Annotated in this window: 22 protein-coding genes and 1 other RNA gene; 9 read left to right on the top strand and 14 right to left on the bottom strand. The window is 44.9% G+C overall.

Features of this window, described 5'->3' with window-relative positions; genetic code table 11:
* Positions 1 to 38: 38 nt before the first annotated feature.
* The 3 genes from KCV26_05875 to KCV26_05885 form a co-directional block, all read right to left on the bottom strand.
* Positions 39 to 602 carry an RNA polymerase sigma-70 factor gene (locus KCV26_05875; GenBank protein WZX37902.1) on the bottom strand — a complete coding sequence of 188 codons (564 nt, stop codon included), beginning with the start codon at positions 600 to 602 and terminating at the stop codon, positions 39 to 41.
* A 91-nt stretch (positions 603 to 693) separates the two neighbouring features.
* Positions 694 to 2,085, bottom strand: a complete 1,392-nt coding sequence (locus tag KCV26_05880; GenBank protein WZX37903.1) for an alpha-L-fucosidase — start codon at positions 2,083 to 2,085, stop codon at positions 694 to 696.
* Positions 2,086 to 2,255: 170 nt separating this feature from the next.
* A complete protein-coding gene (locus KCV26_05885) occupies positions 2,256 to 3,359 on the bottom strand; it encodes a hypothetical protein (GenBank protein WZX37904.1) in 1,104 nt (367 codons plus the stop codon).
* 199 nt (positions 3,360 to 3,558) lie between these two features.
* Between KCV26_05885 and KCV26_05890 the strand changes: the two genes are divergently transcribed.
* The 3 genes from KCV26_05890 to KCV26_05900 all read left to right on the top strand — a co-directional run bounded on the left by KCV26_05890 (position 3,559) and on the right by KCV26_05900 (position 6,464).
* A complete protein-coding gene (locus KCV26_05890) occupies positions 3,559 to 4,416 on the top strand; it encodes a LytTR family transcriptional regulator (GenBank protein WZX37905.1) in 858 nt (285 codons plus the stop codon).
* A 215-nt stretch (positions 4,417 to 4,631) separates the two neighbouring features.
* An RNA gene (rnpB, locus tag KCV26_05895) (RNase P RNA component class A) lies at positions 4,632 to 4,988 on the top strand.
* Positions 4,989 to 5,000: 12 nt separating this feature from the next.
* Positions 5,001 to 6,464: a YihY/virulence factor BrkB family protein gene (locus tag KCV26_05900; protein WZX37906.1), complete on the top strand. Its 1,464-nt coding sequence runs from the start codon at positions 5,001 to 5,003 to the stop codon at positions 6,462 to 6,464.
* Position 6,465: 1 nt separating this feature from the next.
* On the opposite strand, the gene KCV26_05905 is transcribed toward KCV26_05900, so the two are convergent.
* The gene (locus tag KCV26_05905) at positions 6,466 to 7,179 is read right to left on the bottom strand and encodes a DUF45 domain-containing protein (protein WZX37907.1); all 714 of its coding nucleotides are present in this window, start codon (positions 7,177 to 7,179) and stop codon (positions 6,466 to 6,468) included.
* Positions 7,180 to 7,357: 178 nt separating this feature from the next.
* Between KCV26_05905 and KCV26_05910 the strand changes: the two genes are divergently transcribed.
* The 5 genes from KCV26_05910 to KCV26_05930 all read left to right on the top strand — a co-directional run bounded on the left by KCV26_05910 (position 7,358) and on the right by KCV26_05930 (position 12,320).
* Positions 7,358 to 8,101 carry an ABC transporter permease gene (locus tag KCV26_05910; GenBank protein ID WZX38333.1) on the top strand — a complete coding sequence of 248 codons (744 nt, stop codon included), beginning with the start codon at positions 7,358 to 7,360 and terminating at the stop codon, positions 8,099 to 8,101.
* 19 nt (positions 8,102 to 8,120) lie between these two features.
* Positions 8,121 to 8,915 (top strand): ATP-binding cassette domain-containing protein, encoded by a 795-nt coding sequence (locus KCV26_05915; protein WZX37908.1) that lies wholly within the window; start codon positions 8,121 to 8,123, stop codon positions 8,913 to 8,915.
* Between the two features lie 88 nt (positions 8,916 to 9,003).
* A complete protein-coding gene (gene sufC / locus KCV26_05920; protein WZX37909.1) occupies positions 9,004 to 9,756 on the top strand; it encodes a Fe-S cluster assembly ATPase SufC in 753 nt (250 codons plus the stop codon).
* A 12-nt stretch (positions 9,757 to 9,768) separates the two neighbouring features.
* Positions 9,769 to 11,109: a Fe-S cluster assembly protein SufD gene (gene sufD / locus KCV26_05925; protein ID WZX37910.1), complete on the top strand. Its 1,341-nt coding sequence runs from the start codon at positions 9,769 to 9,771 to the stop codon at positions 11,107 to 11,109.
* The gene (locus tag KCV26_05930; protein ID WZX37911.1) at positions 11,106 to 12,320 is read left to right on the top strand and encodes a cysteine desulfurase; all 1,215 of its coding nucleotides are present in this window, start codon (positions 11,106 to 11,108) and stop codon (positions 12,318 to 12,320) included. The genes sufD and KCV26_05930 overlap by 4 nt, the downstream gene beginning before the upstream one ends.
* Before the next feature lie 28 nt (positions 12,321 to 12,348).
* Here KCV26_05930 and KCV26_05935 read toward each other — a convergent pair whose 3' ends face one another.
* The 10 genes from KCV26_05935 to nusB all read right to left on the bottom strand — a co-directional run bounded on the left by KCV26_05935 (position 12,349) and on the right by nusB (position 25,022).
* Positions 12,349 to 14,514 (bottom strand): HRDC domain-containing protein, encoded by a 2,166-nt coding sequence (locus tag KCV26_05935; protein WZX37912.1) that lies wholly within the window; start codon positions 14,512 to 14,514, stop codon positions 12,349 to 12,351.
* Complete coding sequence (locus tag KCV26_05940; protein WZX37913.1) at positions 14,514 to 15,755, bottom strand: acyloxyacyl hydrolase; 1,242 nt, start codon at positions 15,753 to 15,755, stop codon at positions 14,514 to 14,516. The genes KCV26_05935 and KCV26_05940 overlap by 1 nt, the downstream gene beginning before the upstream one ends.
* 37 nt (positions 15,756 to 15,792) lie before the next feature.
* A complete protein-coding gene (locus KCV26_05945; protein ID WZX37914.1) occupies positions 15,793 to 17,586 on the bottom strand; it encodes an arginine--tRNA ligase in 1,794 nt (597 codons plus the stop codon).
* 41 nt (positions 17,587 to 17,627) lie between these two features.
* Positions 17,628 to 20,459 (bottom strand): FAD-binding oxidoreductase, encoded by a 2,832-nt coding sequence (locus tag KCV26_05950; GenBank protein WZX37915.1) that lies wholly within the window; start codon positions 20,457 to 20,459, stop codon positions 17,628 to 17,630.
* Positions 20,449 to 21,648: a hypothetical protein gene (locus KCV26_05955; protein WZX37916.1), complete on the bottom strand. Its 1,200-nt coding sequence runs from the start codon at positions 21,646 to 21,648 to the stop codon at positions 20,449 to 20,451. The genes KCV26_05950 and KCV26_05955 overlap by 11 nt, the downstream gene beginning before the upstream one ends.
* A gap of 122 nt (positions 21,649 to 21,770) precedes the next feature.
* Positions 21,771 to 21,968, bottom strand: a complete 198-nt coding sequence (locus KCV26_05960) for a winged helix-turn-helix domain-containing protein (GenBank protein WZX37917.1) — start codon at positions 21,966 to 21,968, stop codon at positions 21,771 to 21,773.
* Positions 21,969 to 22,168: 200 nt separating this feature from the next.
* A complete protein-coding gene (gene coaE, locus KCV26_05965; protein WZX37918.1) occupies positions 22,169 to 22,756 on the bottom strand; it encodes a dephospho-CoA kinase in 588 nt (195 codons plus the stop codon).
* A 1-nt stretch (position 22,757) separates the two neighbouring features.
* Positions 22,758 to 23,741 (bottom strand): YbbR-like domain-containing protein, encoded by a 984-nt coding sequence (locus KCV26_05970; GenBank protein ID WZX37919.1) that lies wholly within the window; start codon positions 23,739 to 23,741, stop codon positions 22,758 to 22,760.
* Between the two features lie 18 nt (positions 23,742 to 23,759).
* Complete coding sequence (gene yajC, locus KCV26_05975; protein WZX37920.1) at positions 23,760 to 24,068, bottom strand: preprotein translocase subunit YajC; 309 nt, start codon at positions 24,066 to 24,068, stop codon at positions 23,760 to 23,762.
* A 27-nt stretch (positions 24,069 to 24,095) separates the two neighbouring features.
* The gene (nusB, locus tag KCV26_05980; GenBank protein WZX37921.1) at positions 24,096 to 25,022 is read right to left on the bottom strand and encodes a transcription antitermination factor NusB; all 927 of its coding nucleotides are present in this window, start codon (positions 25,020 to 25,022) and stop codon (positions 24,096 to 24,098) included.
* Between the two features lie 250 nt (positions 25,023 to 25,272).
* Between nusB and KCV26_05985 the strand changes: the two genes are divergently transcribed.
* On the top strand, positions 25,273 to 26,403 hold the full coding sequence (locus tag KCV26_05985) for a hypothetical protein (GenBank protein ID WZX37922.1): 1,131 nt from the start codon (positions 25,273 to 25,275) through the stop codon (positions 26,401 to 26,403).
* The last annotated feature ends 154 nt before the right edge of the window (positions 26,404 to 26,557 follow it).

Genomic DNA, 26,557 nt, shown 5'->3' on the forward strand with positions numbered 1-26,557 from the left:
TCGAACGTGAAAAAACCACCAAGAAAAAACAAAAAAAATTAAGCAAGCAAAAAAATAAGTAAAGGGATGTGATCTTTTAGTATCTCTTTTAGTTTTTTGTAGGCTATTGCCATTTGGTTTTCCACGGTATTAATAGAGATATTCAGTTCCTGTGCGATGGTTTTTTGCTTTTTCCCCTCAATTTTATTTAAAACAAAAATTTCACGGCATTTCTCAGGCAGGCTTTCGATAGCGTTTTGAATGACCGTTTCAATATCGGATTCAGAAAACAGCTGCTCATCGAATGCTTCCAGGGATTGAAACTTAATCTGCAGAGCTTTTGTATAGTCGTCCTGTAATTTTTGTGCTGTATTCTGCACAATTGTCTTGTGCCTTAAAAAATCGATACACCTGTTCTTTAGCGTCGTAAACAGATAAGCGAAAAGATTGGTGTGCGTCAGCAAAAGAAAGTTCTGCTCCCACAAATCGAGAAAGACATCCTGCACAATATTCTCTGCATCCTCTTCGCGAATAACGTATTCCTGTGCAAAACGTTTCATCCTCGAGTAGTGGGCAACATAGATATTCTCGAATTCAATCCTGTTTTTAATGGTATTGCTCATTCTTGTCTGCTAAAGCTCAAAATGAAATTACAAACTCAAAAAACCAAAAAAACAACATAAAGGAAGTGAAAACCTTCCCAAAATAGAAACACTACTCCCTGAAATCTGAAACTTTAATTACCCACGCATGTTGGGAAGGTAGTTCATCAACAGTTAAGGAGGGGGGGAAGGTGATCGTCAGTTTTCCCTGTTGTTGTTTTGTATTCAAAGTTCCCTTGTATCCCAATAATTCAACTTTTCCCGCACCTTTCAGGCCGGTAAGGATGACAGGTGTCTTTGGCCACTTCTTTAAAAGGATATACAAATTCCCTCCTTTCCGTGTGAAGAGCAGGTTTTCGTTTTTTGGCCTGTTGGGACTTTTCCACGGCTGCGAAAAATAGATGGCATCTCCGTTCACTTTCAGCCATTTCCCTATATCCAATAACCTTTCCTGCATAACGACAGGGATCATGCCGGTTGCATCGGGGCCTATGTTCAGCAGGAAATTACCGCCATTCGCCACTTTATCGATAAGGATATCGATCAGCTGTTTTGAAGAAAGGTAATGTTCCGTTGTTTCGAAACGGTTGTATCCGTAGGATGTTCCTATACCGCGGCTTTCTTCCCACGGGTGATCCGCGTTGTCTCCAATACCCTGCTGACTGTGCACCAGATCGTATTCCGTGGTATAGTAGCCCCCGTGCTTGCTTCTGGTCTCCTTTCCCCACCTGTCGTTTACTACTACCGAGTTTTTTACGGGAGACTCGTTGTACAACCAGGCTAGGAACTCTTCGCTTTTCAAGGTTTTGCTGTCGTAATCCCATTCTCCATCGGAGAAAATGATTTCGGGCTTGTAATTGTTGACCAGCTCCTTCATCTGCGGAATCATGTGCCTGTCCACCCATTTTTCAATGGTGGGCTGGGAGTACAACGGATGAGCCCATTCCAACAGGGAATAATACAACCCGAAACGGAGACCGGTATTGCGGACTGAGGTGGATAACTTACCGATTAAATCGGTATGCGGCCCCATCACCACGCTGTTCCAATGAGGGGATTGTGTACTGGGCCATAAACAAAAACCATCGTGGTGCTTGGATGTCAGCACGACGTATTTCGCACCCGCTTCCCTGAAAAGTTCTGCCCACTCGTCGGAATTAAAATATTCGGCTTTAAAGAGGGGTGCAAAATCAGCGTATTTGAAGTGTTCACCGTATTGTTTTGCGTGAAAATCCTGAAAAAACTTGTTGCCGGTTAAGAGCCGGTTGTAATAATGTTCGGCATACTTTTCGTAAATACCATCTACTTCATTGACAGGAGCGTAGGCGGGAACGGAATACAGTCCCCAGTGAATAAAAATACCGAACTTGGCATCCTGCCACCATTGGGGTACTTCCCTTTTATCCAACGAATCCCAGTGGGGTTGGTATTGAGCAGACAGTGATGCAAAGGAAAGTAATACGAATAGCAGGCTGATCCCTTTTTTCTTCAATTTTACCGACATAATTAGTTCTATTTGAAATTTTACTAAATATAATAATCTCCCAACCGATTTTGATGGAGATTCCGAAGACTGGAGCAATTCCGGGAATTACTCATTCCTCAAACTTTCGAGCCCAAATATACAAATAAAACATTAAAATCAGCTTGTAAAGAAAAAAAAAGTTAAAAAGCCTATTCTAAAAAACCGGCTGCCTGGGAAAAGACATTCATAAAAGAACGGTCAACGGATGAAACATCTTTGAGGTTCACGGGAAAAGGATTTTCGTGGGAATAAGGATATGGAAAATCCAGTAATTCAATTCTTACTTCCGTATTCTTTATCCCCAGCGCTTCTTGTACTCCATGGTATGGAATTACCACATCTTGCGCAAGAACAATGCCTCTGATTTTTTCCCCGATCCGTTCAAAAAAACTTTCGCGCTGTGTTTGAAACCTCTCGGGTAAAATCATCTGGAAAAATGCGTCGAAAGCTTTGTCCCGAAACCATTTAGCAATTGGTTCCATGCCGAAAGTATAAACGTAGTAGTTATACAGCTTTTCAAAGGCGGCCCTATCCATAATGCTTCGGGAAACGCCATGCATGGAACGGAATATACTCCCTCCACAAAACATAAACAGGCGCGTATCGGCGAAGAGCCCTTTTGGGTTTGCCATGAGTGCCACCTGCGAAAGGAATGCTCCTATGGAATAGGCAAAAATGTCGATATGCGTGCCTTCCGTGAAAAGGGGATGTTTTCCTGTTTTTATTTCTTCGTATAAAGAAGTCAAGTCGGCACAGGTTTGCCTGCCCGATAAATAAAAGCGTTCAGGGTTCTGGCTGATGCGTTCGCTCAACGCTACGTTGGCAAAACTTATGGAGCGGTCGTCTGTGTATTTATTTCGTCTGCAGTTCAACAGGGAAGACAAGGCACGCGGAGTTGACCACGACAGGGGCGAGCGGTTTATGTGGAACGCGATAGGAAACAGGATGACGGGTTTTCCCGTGTTGCTGCACAGGTACTCGGCCCAGGTGAGGTATTTGGTCCAGTTCCTTTCGTTCAACCCGTGCAAAAGCAAGATAGCTTTATCCTGTTTTTGTTTTCCGCAGGGGGTAAATACGGGATATTCAAAGGAATAATTTTCTTCAATGTGGCAGTCGGCGGGTAATGTTTCGCCAGAGCATAAGGTGCTTCCGAACGAAAAAAAACGGATGCTCGTTTTTGTTTCGGGTAAGCGGCAGTCGGCCCCTTGTTTAAAAAGATTTCCCAGCTCGGTAAATCGTTGGCAATAATTCATTTTTTCTTGTAAAGAAATATCCTTTTTCAGGTATCCGCAAATCAAAGGGAAAAAGGATGCCTGCATGTGGCAGGAGCACCTATGTGGGGTGGAAATCGCTATAGCGGGGTGAAATTTTTTTAGGGCAGCGTGCAATTCATTTGGTTAATCCTTAATAAAAAACTATTTTTGCATCGGGTCGGTAACTGACGCTATTAACATGAATGGGAAAATACCCGCATACTTATACGAGAAAGGCAACACGGTAAAAATGATTGTGTTCACAGCGGTTTTTGCATTGCTGTTCATCAATATCTTCCAACCTTTCGGCTCAAGGGCATGGTATCCCGCTATTTCCGATTTTAAGTATTTTACTTTTTCCAGCCTGATCATTCTTACCGGAATGTTGGTGGTGGTTGTCAGCCGTGTTATTCTTGCGGTCTATTCGAAAAAAAACGATATCCTTTATTGGCAATATGGTTTCTGGATCTTGTGTGAGGTACTGGCCATGGCGGTGTTTTATTCGCTTTTTTCGAAATTTGTGCCCAAGGAGAGTGCCGACAGGGATTTTATGGATATCTTTCGTCAAAGTGCTGTAAACACAGCCTTGGTGCTGTTGTTGCCCTATGCTATTTCGTGGCTTTACTTCTCGTGGAAGGAAAAAAGTTTGCTTTTAGCAAACATGGAACAGGAAAAAACGGCGGACTCGCATACAAGAACCCTGGTAGCGTTTCCGGACGAAAAGGGTGACCTGAAGATTTCGATCACCCTGGAAAACTTGCTCTATATTGAATCCGCTGATAATTACGCCACCATTTTTTATTTGAACAAATCCAGGCAATCCCGCTTCCTGCTTCGCAATTCGCTAAAATGGATGGAGGAGAATCTGACAAAAGATACTCCGTTAGTACGTTGTCACCGTTCTTATATTGTGAACATGGACAAGGTGAAGATACTGAAAAAAGTAAAAGGAGGGATTGTGCTTGAACTGGATGCCGAAAACACTCCCGAGCTCCCTGTATCAAAAACGTATTACGAGTCGTTTATGCACAAGTTTTCACGGTATTCGGTTAACTAAACCTTTCGTTGGTGTGTCATTCACAATCACCTTTCCGGTGATAATCACCTTTTCCTGTACAAAAAGCCACCTTACGATGCCTGTTGTAAAGGACGGTGCGACCTGGACGGCTAATTGTAGCCGGTAGATGTACACAATTCGTAATATGCTTCGTGAGTTGTAAAAAATCAGGTATAATTACGCTAAATCGTTAATTTAGTATTACTTTTGCAGTCGCAGCAGGCCGGTTTGTCGCTTCGGTCCCGATATTTGTCGGGATTCGGGGAGGAAAGTCCGGGCAACGTAGAGCACCATACTTCCTAACGGGAAGCTGTTCGTGAGGGCAGAGTAGCGTAACAGAAAACAACCGCTTCGTTTTCTCGGGAGATTACGATGCAAGGGTGAAAAGGTAAGGTAAGAGCTTACCGGGTGCCGTGGCAACACGGCATGCCGTACGTCTTATGGGTTGCAAGACCATGTATATCGGATAGGTAGGGTTGCTCGCCCGATGCCGAGGGGTAGGTCGCTTAGATAAATGACAAACATCCCGACTTGTCGGGATACAGAACCCGGCTTACAGGCCCGCTGCTTTTTTATTTTGAGGTATGCTGAAAAGGAAAAAAAGAGTTTCGAAACAGGAGGAGGAAGACAAGCCTGGGTTGTTTGAAAGGATCAGGCTCCAAATAAAGGAATGGGTTCACTTTCTTACTTACGAAATCTGGCGGCTAAATCCTGAAAATTTCTCCAATAAAAAGAATGTTTTGCACAATGTTCTTAAAGTCACCATGCTCACCGTTAGAGGTGTGCAGGAGCAAAACCTCGGAGCCAGTTCCCGGTCGTTGACATACCGTACAATCCTTTCTCTTGTCCCCATGTTGGCCGTGTTGTTTGCCATTGCCCGCGGTTTCGGGTTCGAGAAAATCCTGGAAAGCCAGATTTTCGACTTCTTCAGCAACAGCGATACGGAAATAACGGCTGCTTTGCCTGAGTCAAAAATGGCGACCGATACCCTTATCGATGTGTCGGAGACGACCTCCTTCACCATTGAGACAATCATCAAACTGGTTAACAACTCCCTGGAGCATGCTAAGGGAGGGGTTTTTGCCGGAATCGGGGTTATCTTGCTGTTATATACCGTCATCTTACTGTTTTCCGATATAGAGAACAGCTTTAACCGTATTTGGGGAGTGAAAAAAGGACGATCTATCCAACGGAGGGCGGTCGACTACTTCGCGCTCATTCTACTATTGCCTATTTTTGCTGTCCTTAATTACAGTCTGACAGCTCTTATACAAGCATCTACGGGCCCGTTTGATAAGTTCAGTTATATCCTTGACCCTGTGGTAACCCAGGTGTTGAATTTTCTTCCTTTTTTAGTAATGATCATCACCTTGACACTTCTGTACAGGTTTATGCCCAATACAAAAGTGAAATGGGCAAGTGCATTGATCGGAGGGATTGTCGGCGGTGTTGCTATTCAGCTTTTTCAGATGATCTATTTAAACGGGCAGCTGTGGATAGCAAAATACAATGCCATTTACGGGGCTTTTGCCGCCATACCGCTGTTGCTTTTGTGGGTACAGATGTCTTGGTTTATTGTACTAATAGGTGCAGAGTTGTCGTATTCGGCACAAAATGTCCGAAAATTTTCTTTCGATAGGGAAACTAAAAACATCAGCCGCCGTTTTCGGGATTTCTTTACCATCATGATTGCATCGGTAATTGTAAGGCGGTTCGCAGAAGGTGAAACCCCGCTTACCGCCGACCAGATATCGATGAAGTGCAAAATACCCATTAAGTTAACCAACGATATTATTGATGAACTGCACAAGCTTCAGGTGATTTTACCGACCCCCACACCGGATGATGACCGCGTTATGGCCTACCAACCCGCTTTGGATATTAATTTGCTGACTGTTAATGACCTGATAGAGCAGATAGACAAGGAGGGCTCAGAAGATTTTCTGATTGATGTAGAAGGGGATTTCGCTCGGCACTGGAATGCCTTGATGCATACACGAATGTCTGTTTATGAATCTCCCAGTGACATAATGCTGAAAGATTTATAAATCAAGGCCTCAACAGTTGATAGGCTTTTGATGGGTACTTTCTGAGCGACCGGCTGATGGTTTTGGCGTCCTCACCGCAAAAACGATTGAGCAAGTTCCAGAATTTTTCACTGTGATTCAGTTCGACCGTATGAGCCAGCTCATGAAGAATCACATAATCAATCTGTTTTTCGGATAGCAACATCGTGTAATAAGAGAAATTGATGGTTTTCCGGCGGGAACAACTCCCCCAGCGCGACACACTTTTGTTGATTTTTACATCGTTTACCTGCAGGTGGAGTATTTGTGCAAATTTTCGTGTTTTTTCCGGTAAAATTCTCTTGGCTTCGTGCCGCAAAGCCTGCCTGATCATTTCTTTAACAATATGTTGAGAAGTGGAGTTCTCCAAATCAAAATTCCCGGGGACAAAAATGGTTAAATTGCCATCTTTCAACCTCATTTTTACATTTTCTACCAGGTGTGTCCTCGACAGCCTCGCGGTAAACGAGAACGTCTCTAATACGGAGTCTTCCGTAATAAATTGATCTCTAGCAGTAAACAGCTTTGTTAACCGATGACGCATATCGTCAAGCAGGGAGGGTAACCTTTTTGGGGTAAATCCGAACGGAACGGTCAACTGGATATATTCCCCTTTTCTTCGGGCGATAATCCTCTTTGCCCGAGTGTCGGGTTTCACGATTATCTTTCCCAGTTCTTTATCGTTGTATTCGTACATTTAACAAAGATAATGCAATTATTTCTCCCAATTGTTTTACCCCGCCAATCATCAAAATAAAAAACATTGCCTATCTTTGTGCACGTTAGGAATTGTAAACAAATAAACTATTCGTTCTGGCTTGTGAACTGTTGCATACTTATTTGTTTACAATTCCTTAATTTCCGATGAAATGAGCATTATAAGTTCTTTAGAGAGTGTCGGCGAGTATGTCGAGCTGATGAGAAGAGTGATAGCTCCGCCCGACCGAGCTCGAGAATTTTTTAAAGAATTCTCGAAGGAAGTATATAAACTGGGGGTCAACTCCATTTGGCTGGTTATAATTATCTCCTTCTTTATAGGGGCGGTTATTGTTATGCAGATTGCTATAAACGTAGCTTCTCCTTTACTGCCCCGCTTCACGGTTGGAGTGGTTTCGCGCGAAATTATTTTGTTGGAATTTTCTTCCACCATCATGTGTTTGATCCTTTCGGGAAAGGTGGGCTCTAACATTGCTTCGGAAATTGGTACGATGCGTGTTACAGAACAGATTGATGCATTGGATATTATGGGTGTGAATTCGGCGAATTACCTGATTATGCCCAAAGTTTCGGCGTTTGTGTTTTTTATGCCTGTTTTGGTGGGATTGAGTATGTTTCTGGGTATGTTTGGCGGGTACGTCATCTGTCTTTTCACAGGTACTCCCCCGGTGTCCACGTATATATACGGGATTCAGTTTTTTTTCCGGGAGAGTTTTGTCTGGACTTCCATCTTGAAATCGATGATTTACGGGTTTATAATCGCTTCGGTTTCCGCATACTTTGGTTATCACGTTAAAGGCGGATCACTTGAGGTGGGAAAAGCAAGTACCGACTCGGTCGTGATCAACAATATCCTGATACTGGCTGCCGATTTGGTTTTCACGCAATTGGTCATGGGATGAAAAAGATAAGTCTTGATATATGATTCAGGTAAGAAATTTAATCAAAGAATTCGAAGGGCGTCTCGTTCTCGACGATATTACGACTTCCTTTAAAAAAGGAGCCGTGAATATGATCATCGGAAAGAGCGGTTCGGGCAAAACGGTTTTTTTGAAATGTCTTATCGGCTTGATACAGCCCAGTTCTGGTGAGATCAGGTATAACGGTCGTGACATTACCGAGATGCGAGCAAGAGAAATGAAACGTTTGCGCCGTGACATGGGGATGCTGTTTCAGGGATCGGCCCTGTTCGACTCCAAGACTGTGCTTGAAAATGTGATGTTCCCGTTGGACATGTTTTCCCGGATGAACCTTCGTGAAAGAAAAAAACGTGCCGAATTCTGTCTGGAAAGGGTAAACCTCTCACATGCGGCAGATCTTTATCCGTCGGAGATATCGGGCGGTATGATGAAGCGGGCTGCTATTGCCCGTGCCATTGCGTTGAATCCCAGGTACCTGTTTTGCGACGAACCAAACTCCGGCCTCGACCCAAAAACAGCACAGCTTATCGATGAGCTGATTTCGGACATTACGGACGATTTTGGAATTACCTCCATCGTGGTTTCACACGATATGAACTCGGTAATGAATATCGGCGATAACATTATCTTCTTGAATGAAGGAATCCTGGAGTGGCAAGGATCGAAAGACAAAATAATGGATGCCAACAACGAAAAGCTTAACGAATTTGTTTTTGCTTCGGAGCTTTTCAAAAAGATAAAAGCTGCTGACACTATTATCACAGAAAACAATGCTTCGGGACAAGAGGCTGGCTAGGACAAAACAATTGATGAAAAAAATTGTTATTCACATAGAACGTGTGTATAGAAATAGAAACCACAAGTAAGAATAAGTAGCGAGTAATATGACTAATTTATTGAGAATAAAAAATCTACATGCAGTAGTAGAGAATAAAGAAATCCTGAAAGGTATTCATCTGGAAGTAAACGAAGGCGAGATTCATGCTATTATGGGCCCCAACGGTTCAGGAAAAAGTACGTTGGCTTCTGTTCTTGCCGGAAATCCAAAATATGAAGTGACACGCGGTAGCGTAATTTTCAAAGAAAAGGAACTGCTCGATATGGAGCCTGCCGACCGGGCCAAGGAGGGGATTTTCCTCAGCTTTCAGTACCCTATTGAAATTCCGGGCGTGAGCATGGTTAATTTTATGCGCGCTGCGTTAAATGAACAGCGTAAATACAGGGGTGAGGAACAGATATCGGCGTCAAACTTCTTGAAACTGATGCGTGACAAGCGCGAATTACTGGGTATCGACAGTCAACTGGTAAGCCGTTCGGTGAACGAGGGTTTCTCGGGAGGGGAGAAGAAGAGAAACGAGATTTTTCAGATGGCCATGCTTGATCCTACGTTGGCGATACTTGACGAAACCGATTCGGGATTGGATATCGACGCGCTACGGATTGTTGCTGCCGGAGTAAATGCGTTGCACAGTCCCCATAAGGCAGCTATTGTAATTACCCATTATCAGCGACTTCTCGATTATATTCAACCTGATGTGGTTCACGTGCTTTACGACGGAAAAATCATTAAAACCGGAGGGCCGGATCTGGCTCTCGAACTTGAAGAAAAAGGATATGACTGGCTTGTGAACCCCTAACCCGTAACAAAAATGATTGAACAACAATATATCGATTTATTCAACGACTACAGAGACGAGATCGATGCGAATTCCGTTGCCGGACTCAATCGTCATCGCGACGCTGCTTTTGAAGCGTTCAATAGATCGGGATTCCCCACCTCAAAATCAGAAGATTATAAACATACGGATGTGTCCCGCGTGTTCGACTGTGATTTAGGGTTGAACCTGCGGAACGTCCCTGTTCCTGTTGATCCGTACGAAGCATTCAAATGTGACGTGCCTAACCTCAACACCAATGTATATTTCCTGATAAACGACCGGTTTTACACCAACGGACATCATCAGGGACCCCTGCCGAAAGGAGTTTTTGTGGGTAGTTTACAGCTGTTTTCAGAAACTCATCCCGATATTTTCGAAAGGTATTACGCGAAAATAGGCGATTATTCCGGCAATGGCGTAGTGGCTTACAACACTATGTTTGCCCAGGACGGTTTTGTGATTTATGTCCCCGAGAATGTGGTCATCGAAAAACCGCTTCAATTGATCAATATCCTCCGGGGAGGGGTCGACCTGAACGTGAACCGCCGCATTCTTATTGTAGCTGAAAAAAATGCACAGGTTAAACTGCTTGTTTGCGACCATACGGTCGATGATGTTCAGTTTATCGTGACACAGGTAGCGGAGATTGTCGCCGACAGAGATGCTCAAGTGGATTTTTACGAACTGGAAGAGAATTCGATAAAGGTCAAATTATTGAACAATGTTTTCGCCGAGCAGGCCGAAAATTCAAACGTAACGGTCTCTACGATCACACTGCATAATGGGTTCACCCGGAATAACTATCGCTTCCGCCTGCTGGGTGAATACGCTGAGGCCCATATCGGGGGGCTGGCCATTTGCGACAAGGAGCAGCATGTTGATAATTATGCATTTTTAGAGCACGCTACTCCCAACTGCCACAGTAACGAGTTGTTTAAATATGCACTTCAGGAAAGATCAACGGGGGTTTTCTGTGGAAGGATACTGGTGGATAAGGGTGCGCAAAAAACACTGGCCTATCAGAACAACAAGAACCTTGTCACCTCGGATGAAGCCAAGATGTTCTCGAAGCCGCAGCTTGAGATTTATGCCGATGATGTAAAATGCTCGCACGGGTTAACTACCGGACAGCTCGATCAGGATGCCCTGTTTTATCTGCAGGCGCGCGGAATTCCTGAAGAAGAAGCCCGCATGCTCCTGATGGTGGCATTTACGCAAGATGTAGTAGACCTGGTCCGTATCGATTCGCTTCAGGACAGGCTTGTACAACTGATCAACAAGCGCTTCAGGGGCGAACTGATGCGTTGCGGAAATTGCCACGTGTGTAAATGATTAATGTAAACGACATACGCGCTGACTTTCCCATTCTATCGCTTCAGGTACACGGTAAACCGCTTGTTTACCTGGACAATGGTGCGACAACACAAAAACCGCTTTGTGTGATAGATAAAATCCGGGAGATGTATTGTTCCGTGAATGCCAACGTGCACCGCGGTGTACATTTTTTGAGCCAGGCCGCCACCGACGAGCACGAAGCATCGAGAAGAACGGTGCAGGAGTTTATCGGTGCCGCTTCTTCAAACGAGATTGTCTTTACACGCGGTACCACGGAAGCCATTAACCTGATCTCCTCTTCGTTCTGCCGTGAGTTCTGCAAACCCGGTGACGAGGTCATAATTTCCGCTATGGAACATCATTCCAACATTGTTCCTTGGCAGCTGCAGGAGGCAATCTCCGGAATTAAACTGCGGATATTGCCTATCTCGGATGAGGGAGAAATTCTTTTGGAAGAGCTGGAAAAATTAATCTCTTCCCGCACAAAGCTGATTGCCGTCACTCATGTCTCCAACGTTCTCGGTACGATCACTCCGATAGAGAAAATTATTGAAACGGCACACCGGTACGATATCCCTGTTTTGGTTGATGCCGCGCAATCGGTTCAACACATACCGGTTGATGTTCAACGGATGGATTGCGATTTTCTCGTGTTTTCGTCACACAAAATCTATGGACCAACCGGTATGGGAGTGCTGTACGGGAAAGAAAAGTGGCTCGATAAACTTCCTCCCTACCAGGGCGGCGGTGAGATGATTGCGACAGTATCGTTCGAAAAAACCACTTTCGCCGGGTTGCCGTTCAAGTTCGAAGCAGGCACCCCCGACTATGTGGGGTCCACAGCGCTGGCCACAGCACTGAAATATATATCACGTATCGGCATAGAAAATATTGCGAAGCATGAACAGGGAGTGCTTGCGTATGCCACAGAGCAGTTGTTGTCTATCGATAAACTCAAAATATACGGAACCTCAAAAAACAAATGCAGTGTAATCTCTTTCCTTGTGGACGGAGTTCATCATTACGATATGGGTGTATTGCTTGACACGATGGGGATTGCTGTCCGTACTGGCCACCATTGCGCTGAGCCGCTGATGCGCCGGTTGGGTGTAGAGGGAACTGTCCGGGCATCGTTTGCGGTGTACAACACCAGGGAAGAGGTGGATGTTCTGGTGAACGGAATCCGACGGATAGTTAAGATGTTTTGACCGTTTGGGAGAATACCTACGGCAGGGTCTATCCTTTATTTTTTCTTTTTCTCGGCTTTTTGTCTTCCTTAAAATGAATCATGCGTGATTCTATTCCGTAAGCCGCGATATAGTTCTGGATTAGCTCCAGAAACTTCGCGCCGAAGCGTTCTGTTTTAACTTTTCCGAAACCGTGGATCCTCAGTAACTCCTTTTCCGTCTCCGGTAGGTAATCCGCCATTTGTACCAATGTTTTTACTGAAGCCACAATATAGACCGGCAGATTTTCCTCTTTGCTGATGCGGTTACGGAGCTGTACCAGCTCGCTTAGTAGTTCGGGGTGGATCGATTTCAACTGTATCCCCGTGCTGTCACGGCTGTAGGAAGTGAGGGAGAAAGGAGGTTGCCTGAACTGGCGTCGCGCATTGTAATACGACTCTATGCAGAAGTTATCTGAAGTCGCAGAGATCAGGTGCGCCTTCAGGGCTGCCGCTACAAATAGGGAAACGATGTCCTCGTCGTATTCCTGCGCATTTGCCTTGCTATCCGTGGTTGCGGTCGATTCCTGCAATGTCCGCAGCAATGTTTCTATTTTTTCGGTGAAATAGGATGAGGATGCTCGGAGGCGTTCTGCAAAAAAAACCTTGTTGACGGGTGTTTGCCCGGTAATATGTTGTAACTGTATCCTGAATTTGCCGGCTACCTGCTCCAATTCCGTCAACTGATTACAGACCTCACTTACGAAAGGAACAGTTCCCTCGCTGAAAGAAGATTCGTTTTCCTGAGTATTGGAGTACCAGGAACGTGCTGCCTGGAGAAGCGGGTCGAAGTCATACAGTTGCAGTAGCAGGTTGATGCTGAACTGCTTCTTTGCCAACTGCAACTCTCCGGCAACCTGGTTTTCTTCTGGTTTAGAGGAGGAGAACCGGACAACCTGTTCGTCTACCCCTATGCTGTAACGGTTAATCGGACTTTTCAATACCAGGCTGTCGAGCGACCGGCAACGACTCAGTGCCACATACACCTGTCCCGGTGAAAAGGCTTTCCCCGCGTCGATGATGGCCTTATCGAAAGTAAGTCCCTGGCTTTTGTGGATGGTGATGGCCCAGGCGAGCCGCAGGGGAATTTGTTTGTATGTGCCGATTATTTCCTCTTCCACCGTATTGGTCTCCGAATGGGTGGTGTATCGGATATTCTCCCAGAGTACAGGAGAAACGGTGATTTCTTCCGTGTCGTCCGGACACTGTACGGTGACACCCTCTTCCAGGATGTGTGTGACCGTGCCAATTTTACCGTTGAAATAACGTCGCGGTACTTCCGTATCGTTTTTCACGAACATTACCTTGGCGCCTTCCTTCAGGATGAGAACCCGGTCCACGGGAAAAGCATTGTCGGGGAATTCCCCTTTCACCACCGCATGGAACGAATGAGCGGTTGTGTTAATTTTTTCCAGCTCGGTACTATTGATCGCATCGGCGCTGAAATTATGCGTGGTGAGCGTGATGTAATTTTCTTCAGGCGTCGGGTTAAAGTGCGGGTCGTAACGGCTTTGCAAGAGCTCGAGCCCTTCAGTTGAAAGTGAGTCGTTCCTCACCTGGTTCAACACATCGATAAAAAGGTTGTCGGACTGCCGGAAGATCTTGTCGAACTCCACATAGACCGGTGGGTGTTCCTGGATGACGCGACTGTGAAAAAAATAAATTCCCCGGTAGTAGTCCGACAGGATCCGCCACTCATCGGCCTTGGCCACGGGCGACAGTTGGTATACATCCCCGATAAAAACTACTTGCACACCGCCGAAGGGTTCAGAACGCCTGTGGCGCACACTGCGAAGCACCGTGTCGATGGCATCCAGCACATCAGCTCGCACCATGCTGACTTCATCGATCACCAGCACTTCCAGTTCACGAATCACACGACGCCGGGAGCTGTTCATTTTCATACGGGCAATCAACGCTTCACATCCGGCAGGTGTTGGCGTAAAAGGGGTAAACGGCAACTGAAAAAAAGAATGGATGGTTGCCCCACCCGCATTAATGGCCGCTACACCCGTTGGTGCTACCACGGCTACCTGTTTCGTGGTTTCCGTACGAAACCGGTGCAGAAAAGTCGTTTTTCCCGTGCCGGCCTTTCCGGTGATAAATATATTCCTGCCGGTATAGGTGACAAATTCCTTCGCACATTCATATGGAGAGAGGTAGGACATTTTTTCCATTACCTGTAAAAACAGGGATATTTGTTATTGAACCGGTACCCGATACCCAACATCAGGTAATTCGGCGTTTGGAAGTTCTGAAGATTATAGCCGATATGGATAAACGAATTTCTGGTAACTTCCACTTTCAGCGCCAACATCTGGTATAGTCCGGCCAGGTCGCCACCTCCGTGGACGATATTCGAACCGATACCCACACCCACCGTAAAGTAAGGCATCACATACTCCGCCCGTGCAGAAATACCTAAAGCCAATTGTTTGTTAACCGGTGGATTATGAAACGTGTATCCGGGATTTTTACCACCAGGCTCAACAATATAGTCTTCGGTATACACGTTTGCACTGCTGTCGTAAATACCGTCCAGCGATAAACCGGCACGCAGCTTGTAACCAAAGTTATACATGGGGTTGATGTTGAAGCCGCCTACCGGATATTCGTGCGGTGAGGCTATTCCTTTGCCTTCAAGATAAACACCTTTTCGCCGCCACGAACCGAACAAAACAATATCGTAACTCACATGGCGGGGAAAATCTGCCACTGCTCCCCGGTATGGGGACTGCCGGGACATTATACTAGGATTAAGCGTGTACATCAGCCCCAGCTTGACTCCTGCCGTATTTAATCCTGCATTGGGAAACTGTGTGTTCCCGTTGGAAAAGTGTGCGATGCTGATACCCCCAATCAGGTTGAAGTATTGTGAAAGTGTTTGGTTGAGATAAAATCCGGTGTTCATATATGCGTTTATTTTCGAGCCGATGACGCGGCTATCCGGATTTGTTTTGGGATGGTAAGGTTTCCATCCGCCCGATAACCCGAAGTTCCACTCGTAATGAAGCGACAACTTGGAGGTCATTTGTGCTAAACGAGCACCTTGAAACAAATACACGGCAAGGGGGGCTCCCAATTGCTGAGGCTCGCCAAACGTAAAATATGCAACTCCAATCCCTTGGTGCGGTATACCGTAAATGCTCCCTGCAGGGGAGCCGGGCTTAAATTGAAAGGAGTACTTCAGGTGGGTGGAAAACGAATTCCGAATGGGTTTGGAGCGGGCATTCTCGCCTTTCAGAAAATTATGGGTAGGAATAATGTATCCCGGCCGGGCTTCGAATTCCAATCTGTTCCGGAACCTATCCGGTTGGAGCACAGAATCTGAACGTGTTTGAGCGGACGAGGGTTTCGTGGCGAAAAACAGGAAAACAGTAGCAAAAATTAATAATTTGTATGTGATTTGTTTGTTCATAAAAATCTAATCCCCGATTCCCAACTCCGCAATCCGTTTACATCCTTTCCGGCACTTCAATCCCAAACAATACCATTCCCTTTTTGATGGTTATGGCTACGTTCTTCGAAAGCAGCAGGCGGAACGCACGCAGGGCTTCGTCCTTTTCACGCAGCATGGGGAAATCGTGATAGAACTGGTTGAATTCTTTGGCCAGATCGTACACGTAATTTCCGATTAGCGAGACGTTGTATTCGTCTCCGGCCTGTTTGACGATATCCGGAAATTCAGCCAGCAACTGCACCAACCCTTCTTCTTTTTCAGAAAGAACAATGTCTGCCTGCATTGATTCAGGAACAGGAATCCCTTGTTCCTCGGCTTTGCGCAAAACTGATTTGATGCGGGCGTGGGTGTATTGGATAAACGGACCGGTATTCCCGTTAAAATCAATGGATTCTTTCGGATTGAAGGTCATGTTTTTTTTCGGATCTACTTTCAGAATGAAATATTTCAGGGCCCCCATTCCAATCATGGTTACAACACGATCGGCTTCCTCTGGTGTTACACCGTCCAGCTTTCCCAGTTCTTCCGAAGTTTCGCGGGCGGTCTGAATCATCTCGGCCATCAAATCATCGGCATCCACTACGGTCCCTTCACGCGATTTCATCTTGCCTTCGGGCAGTTCCACCATCCCGTAAGAGAAATGGACCAATCCTTTTCCGAATTCAAAACCCAGCTTATCGAGCAGTATGGAGAGCACCTGGAAATGGTAGTTTTGTTCATTTCCAACCACGTAAATCATGGTGTCTATGGGATAGTCATCGAACCGGAGCTTCGCTGTGCCGATATCTTGCGTCATGTACACTGAAGTTCCGTCGGAGCGAAGAAGGATTTTTTCATCAAGCCCTTCATGGGTTAAATCGGCCCATACCGACCCGTCTTCACGCTGGTAGAAAACACCCTCTTTCAATCCTCGCAGCACCTCGTCTTTTCCAGCCAGGTAGGTTTGCGACTCGTAATAGATCTTGTCGAACGAGACCCCCAGCTTTTCGTACGTCTCATCGAAACCGGCATACACCCATCCGTTCATCATTTTCCATAAATTCACAGTTTGGGCATCGTTTGCTTCCCATTGACGAAGCATCTCGCGCGCTTCCTCCATCAAAACCGATTGGGCTTCGGCTTGCTCCCTTGATAGTCCGGCAGCCTGCAGGTCGGCTAGTTCGGCTTTGTATTTTTTATCGAAAAGCACATAATACTTGCCGATGAGGTGGTCGCCTTTCTTGCCCGATGATGCGGGTGTTTCCCCATCTCCCCATTTCTGCCAGGCCAGCATCGATTTGCAGATATGGATACCCCGGTCGTTCACGATATTGGTTTTTACCACCCGTTTACCGTTGGCTTTCAGTATTTCACAGAGCGAATGTCCCAGGAGATTGTTACGGATGTGTCCCAGATGAAGCGGTTTGTTGGTGTTGGGCGACGAATATTCCACCATAAACAAGGGTGCGTCATTAGCAACAGGTGTGAAGCCGAATTCGGGATTTTTATCGATGTTCTCGAGCAGATCAAGCCATACTTTCGAGGCAATCGTCAGGTTTAGAAAACCTTTTATCACGTTAAACTCCGAAACAACGGGTGATTTATCGGCCAGGTACATACCGATTTCCTGTGCCGTTTGTTCGGGATTCTTCTTCGAAATCTTTAACAAAGGAAAGGTTACGAGGGTGAAATGTCCTTTAAATTCTTTCTTTGTTTTCTGAAGTGTGATTTGCGATGCATTTACATCTACGCTGTACAATTCTTTTATTGCGCTTATAATTGCAGTCTGAAGTATATTCTCGATGTTCATAATGTGAATTTGCTGATTGAGTGTGCAAAGATACAAACAATCTACGAAAGAAACTTCCTCTCCGAAGCCCTATCCACCAGATATACCAGCGATTTATACGTTACACCGCTGTTTATCGACAAGCCGATTTCGCAGGTGCGACTGTTGGAATACCCTTCGGTAGCATCGCCGATATCGTGCTTAAGGGATGCGAGCGCCGAACGGTTCAACTCGGGATAGAAAAAGCCGCGATCGCCTGCCCATCCGCAACACGAAACGTTTTCGGAGACGATGACTTTGTCGGCACAAAGAGCCGCGACAGTATATAGTTTTTCTTCGAGGTGCATTTTCGTTGAACTGCATGTGGTATGAATGGCGATGGACACAGGTTGCTTTTCGAAGGTCAGTTTGTCTAACAGAAAATCATGAATAAACTCTACCTGGTCGTACAGTCTCAGGCGGGAGTCGAGCGTTTCACGCATGTGCAGCAGACAGGGACTCATGTCGCACACGATAGGCAGTTCGCCGTTCCGGCTCGCTCTGAGCAATGCACCGTTCAACTCCGACTCTTTCTGCCGCGCTTGCTTCCGAAACCCTTTACTGCTGAATGCCATTCCACAGCACAACTTATCCTTTCCTTCCGGGATTATAACGGTATAACCTGCTTTTCGCAACAGAGAAAGCATTTTCGAAGGGATATCCTCTGTTTCTGCGTAGCCGAAAGAAGGGCCGCTCATGGAGCGCGTGATGCACGATGGGAAATAAACCACTACGGGCGCATCGGCACTGTGGCCCGGAAAAATGTTACGAACAATTTTCCGGCTCCCCGACGGCGTATATCTTGTCCATAAGGGAAAGAGGCCGTCGCCCATTTTGTATACCCCTTTCGTTATATCTTCCATTGGGTTGTAACCTATAATTTTTGCGATGAAATGGGGGATTTTTAACAAACCACGTATCAGTGATGTGGCCGATGCCATATTATTAGCCATACTGCTTGCAACTCTGTTCGCGAATTTTCCGTTTTCTTTCCAGCGAAGTTCTTTCACCAGCGACCCCGTATCGATGTTTACAGGGCAGGCAATGGCGCAAAGTCCGTCGGTAGCGCAAGTTTCGTTAAACTCATATGCCATCTCTCCTGCCCATCTTTCGCGCAACTTTTTATCAAAACGACTATCGACTAATTCCGTTAACCGACGATACGCTACAATACGCTGACGTGGTGTAAAGGTTAACTCTTTTGACGGACAAGTTACTTCGCAAAACCCGCATTCGATGCATTTGTCAATCAATGGATTGGCATCGGGGATATTTTTTAGGTTCTTGATGAAAACGTCTTTATCGTCGTTGATAATTACTCCCGGATTCAATATGTGATTTGGGTCGAAAGCCGATTTTATGCGTTTCATTAACCCATAAATCTCCGTGCCCCATTCCTTTTCCACGAAGGGAGCCATGTTTCGCCCCGTTCCGTGCTCGGCTTTCAGGCTGCCGTTATGTTTCACAGCCACCAGATTGGCCAGTTCATGCATAAAACGGGCGTACTTGTCAACACCGTCCGGTGAATTTATGTCTGGAAAAACGGTAAAATGAACGTTCCCATCCAGCAAGTGTCCCCACATTACGGCATCGGCATAACCGGTCCGCACCAACAGTTCACGCACGTCGGTCAGCGCGTCGCCTAAAATTTCACCGCTAAAGGCAATGTCTTCAATAATGCTTGCCGTGTGTGGTGGGCGTGATGCCGCTGCCGAAGTAAACAACCCATTACGTACGTTCCAGTAAAGGTTATACAGATGGATGTCGGTTGTAAACCGTATGGGATAAAGTGTTTGAATGTGCGCCAGTTTTGCTTCAATGTCACGCATCTGGACAAGCAGCGTTTCTTCGTCGTCGGCAGAGGTGTCTATAAGCAATGCCGCGGCCCCTTCCGGAAGTGACTTCAGTTCGGCAGGCATCCCTTCCTGATTTTCCACAGCACGTAAAGCGTTCCTGTCCATCAATTCGGCGGCGCTTACCGAACACGAACGCAACGGTAGAATGGTTTCGCACACATCGCGCAAGTTATGGAAATAGAGCATGGCTGTAGCTTTGAGAGGCGCATCATGTACGGTTTCGAACGTGGCTTGCGATACAAACCCCAGTGTACCTTCTGAGCCGATCATCAGGTGTTGCAGAATATCTACAGGGTCGGAGAAATCGATTAACGAATTTACGCCGTATCCGCATGTGTTTTTGAGTTGGAACTTCTGTTGTATCCGGTTTTTAACCCCTTCGTTACCAGAAGCCTCGTTGTGCAAGCGTTCAATCTGAGCAATAAATTCGGGATGAGATGCGATAAACGACTGACAACTGGTTGTATCGGCGGTATCGAGCAATGAGCCGTCGGCAAAAATTATCCGCATCGATTTTACGGTATGGTAACTGTTGTGCTTAATGCCGTAACTCGAACCGCTGGCGTTGTTGGCAATAATGCCTCCAATTTTCGCCGAGTTGATGGATGCCGGTTTGGGGCCTAATTTGCGACGGTAGCGCTGCAACATACGGTTGGCTGCCGTTCCGGTAAGACCCGCGCCGAAAGTAGCCGTTTTCCCGTTGTCCGTTATGACTGAAAACTCAAATCCCTGCCCGATTTCCATCAGGATAGAATCGGAAACGGTTTGTCCGCTCAAACTTGTTCCCGCGGCTTTGAAAGTTACGGGGACGTTTTCTTTACTGCAAAACTGCAGTAATCGGATAACTTCGTCTTCCGTGTTGACTTTTACCACTGCCTTGGGAACAAGCCGATACAGTCCGGCATCGGTGCCTTTGACGAGGCGCGAGAGTTCGTCGGTGAAAACCTGTTCTTTGGGAAAAAGTTTTGTTAAGCGAGAATGTAGTTGTTTATTTTCCATAAAATCCACTCACTGTTTCATCCAATTGTTCATAAAACGTTTCAAGTTCAGATGCTTGCGGCAGCATGCTTCTCCACGAGGTCAATTTCTCGTCCGTCCATGCAAAAATATATTTTTCCAATTGTTCGATACGTTGAATATAGCCGTTGTTTTGGGAGTTGACGAGCACGGGCACTTTTAAATAGTGATACCCGTCGGAACGACCGATGGGGTAAGCCTCTTTCTTCCACAGGGAGGCGAAGTAATTGAGAGGGCTGTTTTTAATGGATTCTTCGTATTGTACCAGTTGTAGAAGATTTTTTCCGCCGCGTACCCAGAGTGGAATTGCTATACATGTTCCGGGAAATCCCACTTGCGCCCAGATGGTTGACATATCGGGCGATTCGCCTTTCTTTATGCTTTGTACAATTATAGATGATGAGGAACTATGGCGGGTAAGGAGATCGTCGGATGCGATAAAGACGGTTTCTGGTGTGGAGGTTTCGTATTTTTCCCGATAATCCAACCCGAAAACCGGATGATAGAAACACCGCGTAAATTCTTGAACAATGGTTTGATAATTCAACCGATTCATCCGTTTCGCTTCTGCGAAAATTTTCTCTGCCGTTTGTCTGCGTATAAAACCGTATCCTGAATCAGGAGTGCCGGTTTCGGAATAATTGGTGCGGATCACGTAACCTTCGGAAGCGGCATTGGCATCAAATTTTGTCCAGGTGTAATTGTTCACCTCGTAAAAGACCGCTCCGCCCCTGGCATCTATAACGCCGAAGTGTGCCGCCAATCCTCGCGGCTTTGGGTATTCATTGAGCAGTTTTTCGAAATCCTGCAGCGATGCACATGTTTGCAAAGCGAGTTTCATGAAAATACCTTCCCTGTCTTTCAAGGAGGTGGTATCGTTTTCGTTCACGTTATACGATGCACTGTTCATAATGGCAAATCCAGCACTATTGGATCCGCCCCACACGTTTTCACCTTTCATATCCCCGGAGTTTACCAGACCGATATAACTGTATTCTCCGTCATTGAAATAGCGGAAACAGTTTTCATGGTCATCCGTATCACGCAGTTTCCATATCATGCTTCGCCCATCAGGCGTGGCTTTCCCGGAAATAACAGCCGTTGTGCAGGGAATGGATTTTTCGGAGAGGGTGAGAAATATCCATAAAAGAAGGATGGCCAACTTTCTCATTCGCTTATTTTTTAGTAAAGATAGCGGATAAAAACAGATCGTCGAAAAAAATGGATACAAAAAAGCCGTCTTTAAAGACGGCTTTTACTTTATTTTTTCTTAAATCGTTGGTTGTGTGCTTTTTATATCAGCGAAACGAATAATTCTTTTCCGTCTTCCACCAACGCTACCTTTCCTTCTCTGGCTAACCAGCCAAGAGCAGCATAAAGATCTTTATCCGTCAATTTTGAAGACTTCTTCAGATCTTTTACGTTTTGTGTTCCGGCCTCGTCCAGCAATGTCCAGACTTTACCGGCATTGGTCCCAATTTTTTCTATCATTTTTTTAATTTTAAATAAGTAAATTACATTTCGCATGTATTTATAACGAATACGTTCAGTGCGAAAGTCCACTAGATAACCTAAATCCGATACAAAAGTAGTGAATTTATGTTTAATGTCTTTTATTGATAGTATAAAAATACTTAATTAAGTGGTTGATTAGTACGTTTTTCTACAGGAAGCCCTCCCTGAAGCCTGTATTAATAAAGGGTTGAAATATCTTGTAGGATTTGGGCAACCTGTTCCAAAAGGGAATGCCGTCCATCGTTATGGATGATAAAGTCGGCCAGTCCTGCTTTTTCTTCGTCATTCATTTGACTGTTGGCGCGTGCCGTTATTTGTTCTTTGGAGAGACGGTCCCTTTTTGCCGCTCTTTCAATGCGTGTTTCCAAAGGAGCCATTACGACTATGGTCTTATCCAGCAACGATTGGAATCCTGCTTCGTACAAAACGGCTGCATCAATGGCAATAACAGCATGGTGTTTTCGTTGATCCACCCATTTTTCGAAATATTTTGCCAGCTCGGGATGTATAATAGCGTTTGTTATACGAAGATTTTCTGCATTATTGAAAATAAGGTTTGCCAGTTTTTTGCGGTCGAGCTTGTTACCCTGGTAAAGGTCCGGGCCGAAGTTGTTGATCAGTTTTTCACGGATTACGGGAGAGGTGTCGTTCAGCTTTTTGGCTTCCCGGTCGGCATCAAAAACAGGGATATCGTGAAGTCGGAACACATCGCAGACAACCGATTTTCCACTTCCGATCCCACCAGTAACTCCTAGCTTTATCATCTTATCTGCTTTCTAAAAGGAACTCTACCGACGAGGGCGATAGCTTGACGTTACGTATGGGCGAAGGGCTTGCCGATAATTCCAGGTCTACGCGTCCATCCTCGTTTTTGAAGAATTTTTTGTAATCCAGTTCAACCTCAAAATCCTCTGGGGCAATTTTCTTGTATTCTTCCAGAGTTACCGAGAACGATACTTCTGTTTGCGATGGGAAAAACTTCACGTCGATATTATCCGGAACATTTCTTGCCGTGACGGGAACTTCAAATTTTCTTTCCGTATACTCCAAAACGGGGATATAAAGTTCTACCTCGTCGGGTATGAACTTGACTCCGCTCACAGGCATAATTTTTACTTTCAGTTGCGAGGTAGCTTTCAGGTTGTTGAACAGGGTATACTCGGTTACAGCTGACGAAATTTCAGCTAACTGGCTTTGAGAACCGTAAGCTATTACGGTTCCGGGCAGAAATGTAGCGCTGTCTGCCACCAGATTACTGCGGCTGGTAGCGATAACCCCGTCGAAAACTACCTTCAGTTCTTTCTTTTGAAGCTTAGAGGTAACCAGCGATATGTTTATGGGGTAGTAGGCTTTGAGGTTTGTGCTCTGGGATAATTTTTTCCGGATGAGTTGCATTAGTTCAGTCCCCTGCAGGTTATTGATCCGTTCCTCTTTGTACTTGGCGATATTAATTTCAATAGAATCCTTCAAGGTAAAGGTGTATCGGAATATTTCCGAACCTTTGTCGGCAACTCGTATTTCAATATCGTCAGGCAATACAGCATCAAAAACCACATCGTCAGGGATATTTGTGTACTTCAGCGGTATTTTATAGGTAGCCTCAATGTCGCGTTGGAAAAACAACATCAACCAAAAAATAAAAGCCAGAATGAAGAATCCGAAAAAAAGAAGAATGTTCTTCCAGTTTAATCTGGAAAAGAACGATCGTATCTTCGCAATCCATCTATTCTTGGTTGATGCCAAATCCATAGTTAAACAAACGGTTTCTTAAGGTGTAGTCACATCGGATGAAGAGGCAAAAACCGATGTTTTTTCAAATTTTAATTTTACACCATCGGCTACCTCTACCAGAAACCAGGTTTCGCCAATTTCTTTTATGCGTCCGTGAATACCGCCGGCAGTAACCACTTTGTCGCCCACCTTCATGGCTTCGCGAGCCTTCTGCACGTCTTTTTGTTTTTTCTGTTGCGGGCGGATCATGAAGAAATAAAATACGGCAATGATAGCCACCATCATCAATAGCGATGTTCCCATTCCTCCGCCTGCGCCTGTAGCTGCTTGTAATAAAATATCCATACGAATAACGTTTTAGAGTGTTTGAAATTAATGTTTAAAAATAATATTATTTTTTCGAAGATCGGCAACAATTGCGTCTAAAATTCCGTTGACAAAGGTGCCGCTCTTGGGAGTGCTGTAAGATTTTGCAATTTCAATATATTCGTTGAGTGATACACTGGTGGGGATCGTTTCAAAGGTATGGATCTCTGCCAATGCAATTTGCATGATAATCATATCCATAAATGCAATACGGTCGAAATCCCACTTCTCACTGTGGGTTTCAATTAGTTGACGGTACTTCTGTTCATTAAGGATGGTATCGTGAAGCAACTTCAGTGCAAACTGACGGTCTTCGTCGTCTTTAAACATTGGCAGAAGGCGTTGATTCTCCCCATTTTCCTCCGAAAATTGTCGGATGGATTTCATAACGAAGGTTTGTACAATTTCAATATCATCGTTCCAGAAAATACTTTCATCTTCCAGAATTTCTTCCAGTTTTTCGTTGTCGAGGATAAACTGCTTAAAGATTTTTCGCCAAAACTCCCTGTCGTCGTTGTAATCCGTTTTTGTTTCGTTGGCATATTCAGCATAAATATCGGATGCGATGATTTCGTCGAGCAGGTTCTTTACAAACGCATCATGTTCTCTCCAAGACATGGGGCGCTCATTTAGGTACTTGTTGAACTGATGGTTTTGCGAAAGTTGCCCTATAAACTTGTTTTCGATCAACCGGGTGTTGGGATTTAAATCCTCATCCGTAGGAAGATACTTGTTCCGCTTGGCTTCTACGCGGGCGTCGTAAGCTTTTGTCAGCTCAACCATTAACAAAAGGAGGTAGTAATAAAGATCGTAGGATTTTTGTAATCCGAACAGAAGTTCTTTTTCGGCTGTACGTAAATCTTTATTCGTATTCTGATACCAGGCGTAAACAATCTGTACTATCCGGGTACGAATTAAAATTCGATTAATCATTTTTTAAATGAGCATTTTAAGAATGCAAAATTAGCCTTTTTTTTGGATATACAAGTAAAATGGTTTTGAAAACTATTTGATTGAAGACAAAACAACTTATATACAAATAGATATAAACACCCGGGTAGAGATATTGTTTTTTCTGAAATCATGTTTCAAACATTCTCTAAAATTCATTATCTTTGCCGTTTATAGTATTTTGTGAAAATTAAACCATCAATTATTCATATACGCGAAAATTATAAAGAGTATGTCATTAGAAATCAGACAAGTAAAAGACAAAGATGCGCTGAGACAGTTTGTTCAGTTCAGTATCGATATATACGAAGGAAACGAATTCTTTGTTCCGCCGCTCGTTTATGATGAAATTGCCACGTTGAGCCGGGATAAAAATCCGGCCTTTGAGCATTGCGATGCTGCTTATTTCTTGGCTTACCGGGAAGAAAAAATAGTTGGCAGGATTGCCGTAATGATCAATCATAAAGCGAATAATGTCTGGAGCGAAAAGAACGCCCGTTTTGGTTTTGTCGATTTCATTGATGACCCGGAAGTGGCAGATGTGCTTTTCTATGAAGCTGAAAACTGGGCTCGTTTTCGCGGTATGGAAAAGATGCACGGACCTATGGGATTTACCGATTTCGATTACGAGGGTCTGCTGGTAGATGGCTTTGATCAGATTGGTACTATGCAAACCATTTATAACTACCCCTACTATGTAGATCATATAGAAAGATTGGGCTACAAAAAGGATCAGGACTGGTATGAGTTTCTGATCAAGATACCCAAGGAAATTCCCGAACGGTTTGTGCGTGTTGCTGAAATCGTAAAAAAACGTTTTCGACTAAATGTTGTCAAGCTTGAAAGTAAAAAGGATGTCTGGCCTTATGCGCATGAGATATTTGAGTTGTTGAACCGTTCCTATAAAGATTTATACGGTTTCGTTCCGTTGTCCAAAGCGCAGATAGACTATTACGTAAACATGTATATTCCTATGTTGCGTTTGAACTTCTTGTCGCTCGTGCTGCGTGAAGAAGACAATCGGCTTGTGGGAGTGGGAATCGGATTACCCAGTCTGGCAAAAGCACTGCAGAAATCGGGCGGAAAGTTCCTCCCTACCGGGTGGTATCATTTATACAGGGCTTTGAAAGGGAACGACAATAAAGTTCTTGACCTGCTGCTGATCGGCGTTGATCCTGAGTATCAGGGCAAAGGTGTGAATGCCCTTATCTTTAGTCAGTTTATCCCCGAAGCTATTCGGCTGGGATTTGAATATGCGGAAAGCAATCCCGAGTTGGCAGTAAACAATAAAGTGCAATCCATGTGGGATGATCTGGAGGCGAGACATCATAAAACGCGCCGTGCTTTTATAAAAGATTTATAATTATCGGAAGAAGGAACAAATTTTGACTTTAAGAAGTGCAGAAAGGTTTTAAAACAGGCCCTGCACCTGAAAAATTATAGGAGAAAGAGAACAAGTGACTGAGTTAGAAAGAGAACAAGCAATACTGAATTATAGCGAAGAGAACATTGTAACC

Origin of the sequence: Petrimonas sulfuriphila (genome assembly GCA_038561985.1) — a bacterium.
Classification (GTDB): Bacteria; Bacteroidota; Bacteroidia; order Bacteroidales; family Dysgonomonadaceae; genus Petrimonas; species Petrimonas sulfuriphila.

Coding starts and splice junctions, on each gene's coding strand:
- nusB (WZX37921.1), bottom strand. CDS start 25,022: ATGATTAATCGAATTTTAATTCGTACCCGGATAGTACAGATTGTTTAC.
- coaE (WZX37918.1), bottom strand. CDS start 22,756: ATGATAAAGCTAGGAGTTACTGGTGGGATCGGAAGTGGAAAATCGGTT.
- KCV26_05930 (WZX37911.1), top strand. CDS start 11,106: ATGATTAATGTAAACGACATACGCGCTGACTTTCCCATTCTATCGCTT.
- KCV26_05875 (WZX37902.1), bottom strand. CDS start 602: ATGAGCAATACCATTAAAAACAGGATTGAATTCGAGAATATCTATGTT.
- KCV26_05880 (WZX37903.1), bottom strand. CDS start 2,085: ATGTCGGTAAAATTGAAGAAAAAAGGGATCAGCCTGCTATTCGTATTA.
- KCV26_05890 (WZX37905.1), top strand. CDS start 3,559: ATGAATGGGAAAATACCCGCATACTTATACGAGAAAGGCAACACGGTA.
- KCV26_05905 (WZX37907.1), bottom strand. CDS start 7,179: ATGTACGAATACAACGATAAAGAACTGGGAAAGATAATCGTGAAACCC.
- KCV26_05935 (WZX37912.1), bottom strand. CDS start 14,514: ATGGAAAAAATGTCCTACCTCTCTCCATATGAATGTGCGAAGGAATTT.
- KCV26_05900 (WZX37906.1), top strand. CDS start 5,001: ATGCTGAAAAGGAAAAAAAGAGTTTCGAAACAGGAGGAGGAAGACAAG.
- yajC (WZX37920.1), bottom strand. CDS start 24,068: ATGGATATTTTATTACAAGCAGCTACAGGCGCAGGCGGAGGAATGGGA.
- sufD (WZX37910.1), top strand. CDS start 9,769: ATGATTGAACAACAATATATCGATTTATTCAACGACTACAGAGACGAG.
- KCV26_05970 (WZX37919.1), bottom strand. CDS start 23,741: ATGGATTTGGCATCAACCAAGAATAGATGGATTGCGAAGATACGATCG.
- sufC (WZX37909.1), top strand. CDS start 9,004: ATGACTAATTTATTGAGAATAAAAAATCTACATGCAGTAGTAGAGAAT.
- KCV26_05960 (WZX37917.1), bottom strand. CDS start 21,968: ATGATAGAAAAAATTGGGACCAATGCCGGTAAAGTCTGGACATTGCTG.
- KCV26_05945 (WZX37914.1), bottom strand. CDS start 17,586: ATGAACATCGAGAATATACTTCAGACTGCAATTATAAGCGCAATAAAA.
- KCV26_05915 (WZX37908.1), top strand. CDS start 8,121: ATGATTCAGGTAAGAAATTTAATCAAAGAATTCGAAGGGCGTCTCGTT.
- KCV26_05950 (WZX37915.1), bottom strand. CDS start 20,459: ATGGAAAATAAACAACTACATTCTCGCTTAACAAAACTTTTTCCCAAA.
- KCV26_05985 (WZX37922.1), top strand. CDS start 25,273: ATGTCATTAGAAATCAGACAAGTAAAAGACAAAGATGCGCTGAGACAG.
- KCV26_05940 (WZX37913.1), bottom strand. CDS start 15,755: ATGAACAAACAAATCACATACAAATTATTAATTTTTGCTACTGTTTTC.
- KCV26_05885 (WZX37904.1), bottom strand. CDS start 3,359: ATGAATTATTGCCAACGATTTACCGAGCTGGGAAATCTTTTTAAACAA.
- KCV26_05955 (WZX37916.1), bottom strand. CDS start 21,648: ATGAGAAAGTTGGCCATCCTTCTTTTATGGATATTTCTCACCCTCTCC.